General features: G+C 33.9%; 9 protein-coding genes and 1 tRNA gene. 3 read left to right on the plus strand and 7 right to left on the minus strand.

Annotation, left to right across the window (positions count from 1 at the left end; genetic code table 11):
• Nucleotides 1-82: 82 nt before the first annotated feature.
• Nucleotides 83-1,867: a hypothetical protein gene (locus PT603_RS08330; protein WP_008241560.1), complete on the plus strand. Its 1,785-nt coding sequence runs from the start codon at nt 83-85 to the stop codon at nt 1,865-1,867.
• Nucleotides 1,868-1,977: 110 nt separating this feature from the next.
• Entirely contained in the window at nt 1,978-2,142 is a 165-nt protein-coding gene (locus tag PT603_RS13765; protein WP_081483508.1) for a transposase, read from the plus strand.
• A gap of 541 nt (nt 2,143-2,683) precedes the next feature.
• Here PT603_RS13765 and PT603_RS08340 read toward each other — a convergent pair.
• Nucleotides 2,684-3,436, minus strand: a complete 753-nt coding sequence (locus PT603_RS08340) for a GLPGLI family protein (RefSeq protein ID WP_008241559.1) — start codon at nt 3,434-3,436, stop codon at nt 2,684-2,686.
• An 11-nt stretch (nt 3,437-3,447) separates the two neighbouring features.
• Complete coding sequence (locus PT603_RS08345) at nt 3,448-6,012, minus strand: carboxypeptidase-like regulatory domain-containing protein (protein WP_162097737.1); 2,565 nt, start codon at nt 6,010-6,012, stop codon at nt 3,448-3,450.
• An 873-nt stretch (nt 6,013-6,885) separates the two neighbouring features.
• On the opposite strand from PT603_RS08345, the gene PT603_RS08350 reads away from it, so the two are divergent.
• Nucleotides 6,886-7,155, plus strand: coding sequence for a transposase (locus PT603_RS08350; RefSeq protein ID WP_274239197.1), 270 nt, complete (start codon nt 6,886-6,888; stop codon nt 7,153-7,155).
• A 132-nt stretch (nt 7,156-7,287) separates the two neighbouring features.
• Here PT603_RS08350 and PT603_RS08355 read toward each other — a convergent pair.
• The 5 genes from PT603_RS08355 to gyrB all read right to left on the minus strand — a co-directional run bounded on the left by PT603_RS08355 (nt 7,288) and on the right by gyrB (nt 14,885).
• A tRNA-Arg gene (locus tag PT603_RS08355) sits at nt 7,288-7,361 on the minus strand.
• A gap of 201 nt (nt 7,362-7,562) precedes the next feature.
• A complete protein-coding gene (secDF, locus tag PT603_RS08360) occupies nt 7,563-10,520 on the minus strand; it encodes a protein translocase subunit SecDF (RefSeq protein WP_008239364.1) in 2,958 nt (985 codons plus the stop codon).
• Nucleotides 10,521-10,831: 311 nt separating this feature from the next.
• Nucleotides 10,832-11,764, minus strand: a complete 933-nt coding sequence (mdh, locus tag PT603_RS08365; RefSeq protein ID WP_008239367.1) for a malate dehydrogenase — start codon at nt 11,762-11,764, stop codon at nt 10,832-10,834.
• Nucleotides 11,765-11,855: 91 nt separating this feature from the next.
• Nucleotides 11,856-12,872: a DUF6588 family protein gene (locus PT603_RS08370; RefSeq protein ID WP_008239369.1), complete on the minus strand. Its 1,017-nt coding sequence runs from the start codon at nt 12,870-12,872 to the stop codon at nt 11,856-11,858.
• 69 nt (nt 12,873-12,941) lie between these two features.
• A complete protein-coding gene (gene gyrB / locus PT603_RS08375; RefSeq protein WP_008239371.1) occupies nt 12,942-14,885 on the minus strand; it encodes a DNA topoisomerase (ATP-hydrolyzing) subunit B in 1,944 nt (647 codons plus the stop codon).
• Nucleotides 14,886-15,024: the final 139 nt, after the last annotated feature.

Here is a 15,024-nt window from a genome sequence, read left to right on the forward strand (position 1 = left end):
GATATGTGATATTTGATTTGGATGAGAAACTTTTAAAGGTTTCTCATCTTTTCGATTTTAAAATAACATCAATTTTAACTTAATGAAATATATCTTCCCAATTGTTTTTCTAGTTTTTTTAAGTAGCTGTTCGAAATCTACTATTGGTAGTTATACTAAAGCTCCATGTTATAGCCTGTTGAAGGACATGTATATCAATGATACCCTAGACTTTTATTTAACAACCTTTGGTGATACGGAAATTTCATGGTACAAGAAAGGGTATTCAGGATTTAGGGTTAAAGGTCAAACGTTTCTACTTTCAAATGCGCGATTAGATAACGGTTTTGATAGTAACATCTATCATTTTTCTTCGCTAGATTCATATTTGAAAAAAGTATCTAGAAAAAATTTGAAGAATTTTTCATTAATCCAGATGCCGATTATCACGAGAAATAACCAGAGAATAGATTCTGTTTTCCAAGTTAATTATAAAAGAAACAAATTAAACATAGTTGAAAATATTGTGAAAATTGGTGATGATTCTTACTTAAGATTTGTAGGTAGTGTTAATCCTGGTTACCAGGGAGATATAGATTATTTGGAGTTAATGTCTTTGGAGCGAGCCAAGTTATTATATATTAAACCTAATTCTGATTTAGAATCAGATTCCAATAATTTCTTTAAAATTCGTAAGAAATTGGATAGTCTTTTTGGTAATAATCACAGTTATCAGATAAAGTATCTTCAAAAACTATATCGAGAATCCGAAAAATTGGATCCTATCACGATCAAACAATTGAATTTGGAATATGTCAATCTATACAATAAGACAGGAGATTATAAAGCAGCCTATCATTATCAAACTCTTTTTGATCCCTCTACTGAACAAAAAACTGTGACGACTCCAAATGATTCTACAAGCAATTTGGATTTCGAAACAATCCAAGATTTTGTGAAGACTCATTCCAACAAAATGGATGTTTTTATACTAAATGATCATCATTCCTTTCCAATTACAAGATGGGTAGGAGCTATCTTTTTAGAAGAATTGTATAAAACTGGATTTAGATACCTGGCAGTTGAAACTTTGGCGAATTGGGAAGGAATGGAATCATATTCCATTATAAATTATAAAAACGGGTATTACTCCGATGAACCTACATTCAATTTATTCCTACAGCTCGCACTTAAAAAGGGATTTAAACTTATTCCATACGAGAACTATAATTTATGTTCAGCTACAGACAAAGAAGGGAATAAAGACAGAGCCTACTGCATGAATTTAAGGGAGGAAAATCAAGCGAGTAATATTGCAAAGATTTACAATAAGGATCCAAATGCTAAAATTTTTGTATTTGCTGGACATGGACATGGGAAAAGGGTAAAAAAGGATAAATTCACTCCTATGGGATATATATTAGATAGTATCCTGTCAGCTAAAAATGTTGTAAGTGTGGATCAGGTTTCTCTACTTACCAAAAATGAAAATCGCTTCACAATTGATAATTTACGAAACAGGCAATTTTCAAGGACTCCAGCCTTTATTAAAGAAAGAGGGGCTTATTATGCCATCAATGAGGGTTTTGATGCGGTGCTTTCGCTTCCCATTATTAAAGCTGAATCCAAAAACCTTTCTGAATATTCTCACTGGTACTACCAAAAGAATGATGTAAACAACAAAAGGATAGAATTGGAAGAGGTGCCTGAAGCTAATTGGGTTAAAATTTATATTAAAGATGAAAGAGAATTTGATAGGTGTCAAAAAATACCGGTATTTCAATCTGAACTAATCAAGCTTGATAAAACCATAATTTACCTTCCTTCTGATTTCGAATATCAGATAAATTATTACGATCAAAATGACAAACTGATAAAATCGAACTAAATATATGGTAGTTATTTTGAGTACAGATACAGACCAATCAACTAACATGGTTCTTGATTGGCTAATTTAAATGAATTAGACATGTATAACCTTAAACTAGCGGCGTAGTCATTCAACTATTTGTCCAGTTTTTTGTTGCAAGTCCAAGAACCAAGTTTCAAGCATTCTCAACAATTAGAAGAACATTTGAAACCCATCATCAAGCTATTATTAATTACTTTAATACTAGGAGTAAAAATGCCGCAACAGAATCTTTTAATGCTAAAATAAAGTAGTTAAGAAGGGTGTTTGATGTGAAGTCTTTCTTTTACAGATTATATAAAATTTATGCCTAGACCCAGAATTTGGGCCTGACCCCTAAAAACCTAAAAACCAGACGTTTCACAAGAATCATGTGATTTTAATTGCTATTTAAATAGCTTTCAGTGAGCTTGACAAATCAATTTTCGAATCATTTTTTGGAAGATTTGAGGAGATTAAACCAAGCAAAAAATTGACAGTTTATACTCTACCCCATTCAAACAATTTTGTAGATAACTCAACCTCATGATAAAGAACTAACTCTTTAAATGTATAGATAATATCTCGGGAATATCCCATACCTTTAAATGCTTTAGAAACACTTTCTGGACGTTATGTATTAATGTCATAATTTGCTCATCAAATCTCTTTTCCTGTAAAAATGATCTCCCAAAATCAGTTTATAGGGAGGAAAATTTAAATTCATTATGCAAATCATTTTTGATACTGCATTTTACCGATGGGTTACATAAATTAGACACTCCATCAAAAAGTATTACTTTCATGTTTTTAAACTTAACTTTTTTGCATTTGTTCAATCATTGATTTTACTAATTCTGCCTTTTTAATAATCAATAGAGATTCATTAATGGTTTTCCCTTTTTTATTTTCTTCAAATAGGGTATTTATTTTTTCCATCTCTTTTTTGAAATCAAAATCATCTGCATATCCTAACTTTTCAATTTCCGTAGTCCAAAAGAAATCCTCTGACCATATTACTAGCCCGGGTAGACCAAAGTAATTAACGGGTCCATAAGGGACTGGAACTTTATCTGTATACCAAACCGTTAACAGCATATCTTTATTTTTGGAAACTGCCTTTTTACAACTCATCCCGGAAATAACCTTGGTCTCATCAGTTAACACCCATTCAATATCTTCAGTAGCCCCTTCGGAATAAAATTCTCGCTGAAAAATTTGCTCGTATTTCTTTACTTCATTAGCATCCTTTTTAATAACAAAATCTAACCGGTCATTTACCATATACTGTACATTTTCCGTACCCGCCGGTTTATTGATAATTATAGTATCCAGTTTATAAATAGATTGGTTACTTTGTAAATCAATATAAAGAGAATACTTATATTGATATCCCTTTGCGAGTTCTACAGTTTCGGGATGAATCTTAAATAGTTCACTGTCCTCTGGAGGTGTATCATGGGTACTTATGGGATAAGCAGAATAACTTATTTTTATAATTTTCTCTTTATTTTGAGCAGACAGGGTTATAACCATCAGCAGGGATAGAGTAAGAAAGATTTTTTTCATGACATTGCTATTCAAAATTTATATGAAGTTCCTATAATTAAATAGTTAAGACTATTTTCATTGTAATTACTCTGAATCAAATTGCCATCTGACTTAACGCTTAAACTTGTTAAATCTGTATTAGGAAAATTAAATAAATGGAATAAATAATTTCCTCTTAGAAAAACACTCATTTTCTTATTCAATTTAACCGTTGCTTCTATGCTCATAAAAGGGGATTTAAACTTAAAATCCTCATTTTTAAAAATGTTTTGCCCTATACTGATTTTAGCTTCAAGTTTATCCTTTTTTTTACTTATAGTTCCCCCATAGGTATACCGTTTATTGTTGTTGAGTACCTGGTTGCCAAGAAAGAGATGTTGGTGATTGATAGACATTTTAAGATATAATTCATCAAAAAAAATGCCTTTAGGTTCAATTCCCGTACTAAATCCATATTGATACTGATCTACATTATACATGCGCTCCTCTGGGGTAAAGGTTGGAAACTTATCAAACTTTGCAGAGAAATCCGAATTGAACCGAAGAAGATGATATTTTTTAGAAAAATAAAACCCTTTTCCTAAAGCAACACTATACTTAGAGGATCTCTTCTTTTCAATCAAACGGTTTTGATAATAAAATATATTTTGTTCGATTATTTGAAAAATAGGTTCTAGATAATCGCGCTGTTCACCATAAGAATAAGACGTCCTAAAAGACTGAGTTTTTATTATACTAGAATAATTATAGCCAATGCTAAATTGGTTAAATCTTGAAATATTATTTAAGATGTCATCTGTATTGAGAAATCTTGTATTATACGATACTGTTAGGGAATCAATTGCATAATTTATTTCAGTCAGTGCATTGGCCTGTGTATAACTCATTACTATGGTACTGTTTTCGTTTAAATTCCAATCTGAATTTATATATACATCTAAAGTGCCTTTATTCTCTTTCAGGTCTTTGTTCCTTACCCTGATAGTTTGCGGAAGGAATTCAATATTATATTCCCATTTTTTATTTTGTCCCCTAAATGATAATAAGCCCTGGTAATATCCGCCTTTTCTTTCAGTATCATTTTTGTAATTTAAGTTTTCATTAAACGTTTTGATTTTAAATCCTAACGAGGCCGTTAGCATATTTGAAAACTTGTAGTCCATTATAGAATTTGCTTTTAGGTAGAGGTTATTAAAATCATATTCCTGTCTAAGATTATCACCATTGGAGTTTATCGAATAATTCGAGTTAAAATTATTTTTAGAATGTTCCAGGTCATACTCCAATATAGAAGAAAGAATTATCCTTTGATGTAGCCTGGCTTGAAGTTCAAGCTTTGAAATATTTAAAAGACTTATTGCATTGTTTCTGTTATCTTCAGTAATAGTGTCCATAGTTGGGTAAAAGTTAAGAACTGTAGAACGGTCTTTATCCCTGTCTTCCAGATAAGTAATATTGGAATGAAAAGAAAGAATAGCTTTTTTAGATAGGGCTCTGTAGTAGGACATATTACTCAAAAAGGAATTACCTTTTTGCAAACTTTCCAGCTCCCTTTTATTTAGCAAGGTTGTACTATCATCAATTTCCGAAGTTGTATTTTTTTTTTGGTTCAGATTATTATAATATAATACTATTCCCAGTCTCGATTTTTTATTCTCTTTTCTGAGGGTAATACTGGAATTCGAGGTAAAGGATTCTGCAAGCAGATCATCTTCGGCAAAAAAATCAGTAAAGTGATCTTTAAAGAATTCAGAGGATTGTTCCTTTATTTCTTCAGAGATATTGGTAAAACTGAAACTTTTCTTTCCAATATTATTGGTGTTACTTGTAATAAAAGCATTTAGATAATCTGAAAAATACAAACCTCTAAAGTTTAATTGATATTTGTTTTTTACTCCATAAGCACCTTCTACTGAAGGTTTAAAGATTCCTTTAAACTCATCCCTAGTATTTACGTTAATGACGGTTTCGGTAAAATTTTCAAAGTCTATCTTATACTGATCTCTATAATTATTAATCAGTTCTATGTCATTCATCATGTCATATTCCAGGTTATCAAGAGCTATCTTATTTTGATTGACAAAGACTTCCTTCTTGTTGATTAGTACCTTATGAATTATTTTTCCTCTAAAAGTTATTCCTCCATCTTCTGAAACCACAAAACCTTCTGTTTTGTTTAATATATCCCGCAATGTTGACCGTTCCGTTAATTTAAGGCTATCGGTTTTAATTGCCATAGTATCCTTTATTTTTTGTATTTCAATAACAATTTCTTCCAGATTAAATGATTTCTCTTTAAGCGTTAAATTATAAGCAGTTTTGGATGCGCTAATAGTTAATATTTTACTTACTTTTTCATAATTAAGATGAGTTGCAATTAATAACAGCGAATCTTTAATTTGAGGTTTCACTGTAATTTCATAATCACCATTTCCATTGGTAATGGCATAACCAATTGTTGAATCAGTATTTTTAATATCAGTAAGTACAATCGCTACTCCTTCTATGGGTTGGTTGGAGGTGTTAGTTATATTTCCCTTTACCACAACATCTTGTGCTAAAACTGTTTGAAAGCAACCAGTAAGTCCTATCAAAAAAAATATACAATATTTATAGATATAATACATTAATTATTTTACAAGTTATCTAATTTCATCGTAATAGGCTGCGATATTCCAAACAATCATAACCGCAGCGAATATGGGTAACTGGAGAATAAAGGAAATTCCCAAATGCATTCTAATTACTGCTATCAATTTAATCCTCTTCGTTGTTTTGTTTACAATTAAAAACGGGTATCCAGGTTCTAATATAACCGTTAGAATCCCTACCATTGCTAAAACAAATGGAGGGATTTTAAAAACAATTTTTATTGTTAGAGTTTAATCACTATTAAAAAAACTATAGGAGGTATTTTTCTTACATAAAAACCATGAATATACTTGGTTTATATAAATCTTTTGTTGTGTTAAGAAAATTTTAACATTTAATTTTTCCTACATTTAAGAAAAAAATCCTATTATTTCTATTGTACATCACTATTCGATTTACCATAAAATTTAAGAAAGATAAAGATTGGTTTTAGTGTTGATATTATATTTGAATTTTAAAAATAAGGTTACCATAACCAATTAAAAAGGGGAAAATTCCCCTTTTTCTTCTTTTACTGAATTTGCAATATTCTATACTAAAGATTCTTCATGCTTTTGTTTTTCTTCATTTGATTAATACTGATGGGAAGCAATAGAATTAGAAAATGAACTCATAAAACAAGCTAGGGTAAAGAACAAATCATTTGTTCCAGAAGAATTCAATAATGGGGATACTAGAAAGCAATTATTAGCTAGAAGTAGGTATCTACTATACAAAGATCCAAATAATTGGACTGAGAATCAATACGAAAGAAGTAAGATATTGTTTAATCAATAATAAAAATAGCCTTTAATCTTGTTCAAGGACTTAGAAACATATTCAATACAGCAACCTCTGTCGAGACCGCATATACTAAAATGGCGCATTGGTACAAAGATGTAGAAAATACAGGTTTTAGGGCATTCAATACCATTGCAAACACCATAACAGTTAATTACAGATCCATCCTGAATTATTTTATAAACAGAAGCACAAACGCTTCCGCTGAATCATTCAATGCTAAAATAAAAGCTTTTAGAAGTCAATTCAGAGGGGTTAGAAACATAGAATTCTTCCTATATAGATTGACCAAAATATTTGCGTAAACACAACATTTAGTCTTGATCCAACACAACATTTAGTCTTGATCCAGAATTTGGGCCTGACCCCTAAAAACCTAAAAACCACACGTTTCATAAGAATCGTGTGGTTTTAATTGCTATTTAACTAGCTTTCAGTGACCTCGACAGGATTCAAACCTGTAACCTTCTGAGCCGTAATCAGATGCGCTATTCAGTTGCGCCACGAGGCCTATTAAAAGTGTGCTCACTGTTACTGTAAGCGGGTGCAAATATAGAACTTTCCAATATAATTCAAAACTTTTTGAAATGTTTTTTAAGTACTTTTTTACTTTAAAAACACCGTACCTCAATAACAATTTCGTTTTCAATTAAATAGCATAAATAAAAAAGCCATCACTGAAATGATGGCTTTTTTATACTATATAAATATATTATTTTTTTGATTCACCTTTATCAGTTAAGGTATCAAACATAACAGGTGTAGCAATAAATATTGATGAATAGGTTCCGACAATTACACCAACAATCATAGCAAACATAAATCCTCTTAAAGTCTCTCCACCAAAAATGAATATTGACAATAATACAACTAGAGTAGTTAATGAGGTATTCAATGTACGTCCTAAGGTGCTATTTAAAGCCATATTAGTATTATCACCACCTCTCCAGCCTCGCTCAGAGATAATCTCACGAATACGGTCAAATACAACCACAGTATCGTTTAATGAATAACCAATAACTGTAAGAATAGCTGCAATGAAAGCCTGATCAATCTCCATGTTAAATGGCATAAATTTATAAGTCAATGAGAATATCCCCAATACGATGATCACATCATGCGCAAGTGCAGCAACAGCACCTAAAGAGAATTGCCATCTTCTAAAACGCAATAATATATAAAGGAATACCACGGCTAACGAACCAAGAACAGACCAGAAAGCACCTTGCTTAATATCATCAGCAATGGTTGGACCCACTTTAATTGATTGCATAATTCCAACAGCCTTATCGTCCGCACCATCCACAAATTGATTATATGTATAACCACTAGGTAAGTATTTCTGAACTGCAGAATATAATTTTTCTTGGATTTCCTTATCTACACCTTCTCCTTCTTCATCAACTTTATACTTGGTAGTGATCTTAACTTGATTTGCTTCACCAAAGGTTTTCACTTCGGCGCTTCCAAAAACCGCATTAACATCTACAGCTATTTCAGAAGGATTTACTGGTTTTTCAAAACGAACCTGATAAGAACGCCCTCCTACAAAGTCAACTCCTTGATTAAGACCTTGTGTAAACAAAGAAAATAAACTAATCACAATCAGAGCTCCTGATATAATATAAGTAACCTTACGTTTAGCCAAGAAATCTATAGAAAGGTTTTTAAACAAATTCTTTGTAAGACCGGTAGCAAACTCAAGGGTTCTTCCACCTTTTTCCAAATACCACTCAATAAGCAATCGAGTAATGAATATAGCGGTAAACAAAGACGTAAGAATACCAATTATCAAGGTAGTAGCAAATCCTTGAATAGGACCTGTACCAAATATCAACAAAATAATAGCAGTAAGTCCAGTAGTAATGTTGGCATCTAAAATAGAAGACAACGCGTTACCAAAACCATCCTCTACCGCCTGCTTCATTCCCTTTCCTTTAGCAAGTTCTTCCTTTGCTCTTTCGAAAATTAGAACGTTGGCATCAACTGACATACCAATAGTTAAAACAATACCCGCAATACCTGGTAAGGTAAGTACTGCTCCCAATCCTGCTAAGACTCCAAATATTAAAACAATATTGAAAACCAATGCAACATTAGCAAATCCTCCCGCTTTACCGTAATAGAAAATCATCCAAACTAGGACCAAAGAGAAGGCAATAATGAAAGATTTAAATCCACTGTCAATAGCCTCATGCCCTAGTGAAGGACCAACAATTTCTGATTGAATAATATCAGCAGAAGCTGGCAATTTACCTGCACGTAATACATTAGCTAAGTCAGTTGCTTCATTTAAAGTAAAGTTTCCGGTAATTTCAGAACTTCCACCTGCTATTGGACCTTTAGAAACTCCTGGTGCCGAATACACAATGTTATCTAGTACAATAGCAATATTGCTTTGGTCTTTAAATGCTTTTCCTGTTAACTCTTCCCATATTTTTGCTCCTTTACCATTCATCTGCATAGATACAGCAGGTTTGTTACTCATGTCATATGTTTGAGTGGCATCGGTAACTACTCCCCCACTAAGCGGAGGAATTCCTTCACGATTACTCTTAAGAGCATATAAATCAATTAGTTCACTATCCTTAGTTGGTTTACTCCATACAAATCTTGCGAACTGCAATTCTGCAGGAAGTACTTGTTTGGCTTCAGGAGATTTAAGATAACTATTAACTTTAGCAGTATCTTTAATAGCAAATGAGAAAATTACAGGCGAACCTTGGTAGGTTGGTGCTGCAATCAAATCAAACAATGGATTCACTTGATTATTCTCTACTGAATCTTGTGCTACATCAGTCAATAATGAATCTATCTCACTTTCAGTATTAACAACCTCATTAGCTGGTTCTTCTGAAACTACTCTAGCCTTTAAACGCTCATTCAAAGCATTCATATAGGAATATACATCCACATTTTTATAGGTTTCCCAGAACTCTAATTGTGCAGTACTTTGTAGTAAACCTTTTACACGATCAATATCCTTGGCACCTGGCAATTCAACCAAAATACGTCCAGAAGTTCCTAAACGTTGAATATTAGGTTGAGTAACACCAAATTTATCGATACGTTTACGTAGAACTTCAAAAGCTGAGGTAATAGACTCATCAACCTTACGACGAATGATAGGGCGAACCTCACCATTGGTCATTTGGAAATTTATTTCATCACTTAATGTTTTATTAGCAAATACATCAGGAGAAGCTAAATTCCCCTGGTTCTTATCCATTGCATCAAAAAACAAGTCTATATAAGTTTTATCACTATTCTTAGAAGCGGCATCAGCATCTGCCAATGACTTATTGAAAGCGGCGTCCTTACTGTTATTCGATAATCCCTTCAAGATATCTTTAACAGAAATTTGAAGCGTTACATTAATACCTCCTTTAAGATCAAGACCCTTATTGAGTTCTTTCTCTTTAGCCTCGTTGTAAGTGTATTTAGCGATTCCAATGTTGTATACTTCAACATTTCCTATGGAATCCAAATACCTTGCCTCTGCTGCCTCACGCTTTGCTACAAAATCTTCTTCTCCTTCAGAAAACTGACTGATAGAAACGGATTTAGCATCCTTTTCAATTTTGTTGGTGATAAATGTAAATGATAGCTGATAAATACTAACAATTCCAAATAAAATAGCAAACAGTTTAATTAATCCCTTGTTCTGCATTCGTACTATTATTTAATGGTCATTTTTTTTAAATCGAGCAAATATATAATTTACGACACGATTTAACCAATTTATTTTGTTTTTTTTACTGCAATCAAAAAATATAGCTACATCGCTACAACCCACATTCTTACGTAGAAACACGACGGAAGTAATCAATTTTTAATTAGATTTTACCTCCTTATAAATCAATTGTTTCCCTCCAACTTTTTTAAGTAATCTTTTACGATCAATCTTCATTAGACAAAAAAAACATTCCATAAAAAAACTCCCTTATTCGGGAGTTTTCTATAACGTAATTTTCAAATGGTTTACAACACATTTGACAATGCCTCGTTCATAGTTCGAACAGCTGCTGCGCTTTTGGCAAACAACTCTTTCTCACCGTCATTAAGCTCAACATCTACAATTTGTTCAACTCCATTCTTCCCTATAATACAAGGTACACCTATACAAATATCATCCTGACCATACTCTCCTTCAAGGAAAACAGAGCAAGGAATCATTTTCTTTTGATCATTTAAAATACTATCCACCAAATACGCTACGGAAGCACCTGGAGCATACCAAGCTGAGGTACCTAAAAGTTTAGTTAAAGTAGCTCCGCCAACCATAGTATCAGCCGCTACCTGCCCCAATGCTTCATCGGTAAGGAATTGAGAAACAGGCACTCCATTGTATGACGCTAAACGAGTTAAAGGAATCATAGTAGTATCACCATGACCACCTATTACCATTCCTTTTATATCATTAACTGGCTTATCAAGAGCTAAGGACAAATATGTTTTAAAGCGTGCGCTATCAAGTGCTCCCCCCATACCTATAATCCTATTCTTAGGTAAACCTGTAGCCTTCAATGCCAAATAGGTCATAGTATCCATTGGATTAGAAACAACCACTATAATAGTATTTGGAGAGTATTGCAAAACACTTTCTGAAACCGACTTTACAATACCTGCATTGATACCTATTAGCTCTTCGCGAGTCATTCCGGGTTTACGAGGTATTCCTGATGTAATTACTACTACATCACTTCCAGCAGTTTTACTATAATCATTGGTTACACCCACCACACGGGTATTAAACCCTGTATTGCTGGCGCATTGCATAATATCCAACGCTTTTCCCTCTGCAAATCCTTCTTTAATATCCAAAAGAACCACCTCACTGGCAATACCTCTGTAAGCAATCACATCGGCACAAGTAGCACCTACATTTCCTGCTCCTACTATTGTAACTTTCATGTATAAAATTTTTAAAGATTGATAGTTTTAAACTCTCGCAAAATTAAGGAATTAATGACTAATTGCCCAGTATGCCTCCTTTAAATATTTACTAACGTACACCAAAATTTAACCCAAATGAAACATTATTATACTCTGCCATTGTGTAATCCACATGTACACCAAAGATCCCTAACTTAAGACGTGCACCTACAGTACCCCGTAGACCAGAAACCGTACTTTCTACTGAAAATGGATCCACAATCGTCTCTGAAGAAACAAAACCACTTTTCACTCGATACGTCCCTTTGAGATCCGTTTCAGATTTTCCGGAAATATACCCAATCCCTCCATAGAAATTTATTACAGGTAATTTAGTGGAACCTATCAATTGAAAAAGCCATGTATTCGTCGCATTTTCAAAACGTTGATTTTCCCCTTCTACTACATTTGTCTCTGTAAAATCATATCCACCACTCACATGTGTATAGGCTACAAGACCAGAAATCGCAACTGGCATTACCTCCCCTGTTGGCAGCCAATGAGTAATCTCATGCTGAATAGCTCCGCCAAACATCTGAGCGTGGTACGTATCAGTTTCAACTTTTGGAAGAAAACGCGCTTTAAGCTCAGTCCCCTCAAAAACTCCTAACGAAGCCTGCAAAAATGCAGAGGGTACAAAATTGATATTTGAATTGGCCAATCCAGTAGGAAGTTCAAACTCCGCTTCCTGAGTAGTCCCTAACGGACCACTACTCTCCACATAGGCAAAAACACCCGTTATATCTCCTAACGAGGTCGACACCTCCTTTGACAAACTTCCATCTCTAAATTGCAGATTTTCATAGTCCGCTGTATTCAAAACAAATGATTTGTGTGAACTCCCAGTAAATGAGGCCCCACCAACTAAAGAAATCTCAAATCCAAGAACTTTTTTAACCTTGGCAGTATTGAACCACCCATTATTCATGCTATACATCGCACTGTTAGTACCTGGAGCCAAATAGGAATTAGTAAAACGTCCAGCATCAGCCACTCCTGCCGCCAATAAATCATTGAGATTATCTTGCGCCTTCACGCCTATGGATAGACATAGCAAAGCACATAAAGAAAAGGTTACATTTTTCATAGTAGGTTTAAATTTAGGACATAAAAAAACTCACGTATAGAACGTGAGTTTTTTAAATTTATTTAAAGATTAAGCATCAATTTTAGCATAAGCAGCATTCTTCTCAATGAACTCCCTACGCGGCGGAACTTCATCTCCCATCAACATAGAAAAAATCCTATCAGCCTCCCCTCCATTATCAATAGTAACTTGACGTAAGGTTCTAAATTCAGGATTCATTGTAGTCTCCCATAATTGCTCAGCATTCATCTCTCCAAGCCCCTTATAACGCTGAACATTGGATCCTGAACCGAACTCCTCCTGCAATTTATCACGCTCTTTATCATTCCACGCATATGATTTTTTATTTCCTTTTTTAACCAAATACAATGGAGGAGTCGCAATAAATACGTGACCATTTTCTATAAGCTCCTTCATATATCGGAAGAAGAATGTAAGTATAAGTGTTGCAATGTGAGAACCATCGACATCAGCATCACACATAATTACAACTTTATGATAACGGAGTTTTTCAAGATTCAAAGCTTTACTATCCTCTTCTGTGCCAATAGTAACCCCTAATGCCGTAAAAATGTTTCGAATTTCTTCATTCTCGAACACTTTATGTTGCATGGCCTTCTCTACATTCAAAATCTTACCACGTAGTGGAAGAATTGCTTGAAAATTACGATCACGTCCTTGTTTAGCCGTACCGCCCGCTGAGTCTCCCTCAACAAGGAATACCTCACATTTTACAGGATCTTGCTCAGCACAATCCGATAATTTACCAGGAAGTCCTCCACCACTCATCACGGTTTTACGCTGCACCATCTCACGGGCCTTACGAGCTGCATGACGAGCCTGAGCAGCCAAAATAACCTTTTGCACAATGGTACGGGCATCATTAGGATGCTCTTCCAAATAATTTTCCAACATTTCAGAAACCGCTTGCGATACAGCCGCTGTAACTTCCCTATTTCCTAATTTAGTTTTGGTCTGTCCTTCAAATTGAGGTTCTGCAACCTTAACAGATACAATAGCAGTTAATCCTTCACGGAAATCATCTCCTGAAATTTCGAACTTCAATTTATCTAACATCCCTGAAGAATCCGCATATTTCTTCAAAGTTGTAGTCAAACCTCTTCTAAAACCAGCCAAATGCGTACCGCCTTCATGTGTATTAATATTGTTCACATACGAATGAAGATTCTCATTAAACGAAGAATTATATACCATTGCCACTTCAACAGGAATATCATTTTTCTCTCCTTCCATAGAGATAACCTCAGCAATAATTGGCTCTCGATTTCCATCCAAAAAACGAATAAACTCTTTTAACCCTTCTTGAGAATGAAATACCTCACCTTCAAATTCACCATTTTCCTTTTTATGACGTCTATCAGTTAAAGTAATGGTAATTCCTTTATTGAGATATGACAATTCACGCATACGAGAAGCAAGTGTATCATAACTATACTCCAAGGTTTGCTGAAAAATTGTACTATCAGGTTTGAAGGTAACAATAGTCCCTCGCTTATCAGTTGTCCCAATTTGCTTAACAGGATAAATCGCCTTTCCGCGTTCATATTCTTGCTCCCAAACAACTCCTTCACGGTGAACAGTGGCACGCAAATGATCAGACAACGCATTAACACAAGACACACCTACACCATGTAAACCTCCTGAAACCTTATACGAGTCTTTATCAAACTTACCTCCAGCTCCAATTTTGGTCATTACCACTTCCAAAGCTGAAATCCCTTCTTTCTTGTGTATATCTACCGGAATTCCACGACCATTATCTTCTACCGTAATGGAATTATCTTCGTTTATAGTTACTTTAATAGTATCACAATGACCAGCCAACGCCTCATCTATAGAGTTATCAACCACCTCATATACTAAATGGTGCAATCCACGTGGCCCAACATCACCAATATACATTGAAGGACGCATACGTACGTGCTCCATTCCCTCCAGCGCTTGAATACTATCTGCAGAATAATTATTATTCTTCTTTACTTCTTCACTCATAAAATCAGTGCTTTTTTAATAAAAATTGCATAACAGGCAAATATAACAAACCTTACCTAAATTCAGGGTTTTCATTGCTTTTTAACCATATAAGTTATCAACAAAAATTGTGGAAAATAGCTCCTTAAACAAAATGAGC

Source organism: Imtechella halotolerans (assembly GCF_028743515.2).
GTDB lineage: Bacteria > Bacteroidota > Bacteroidia > Flavobacteriales > Flavobacteriaceae > Imtechella > Imtechella halotolerans.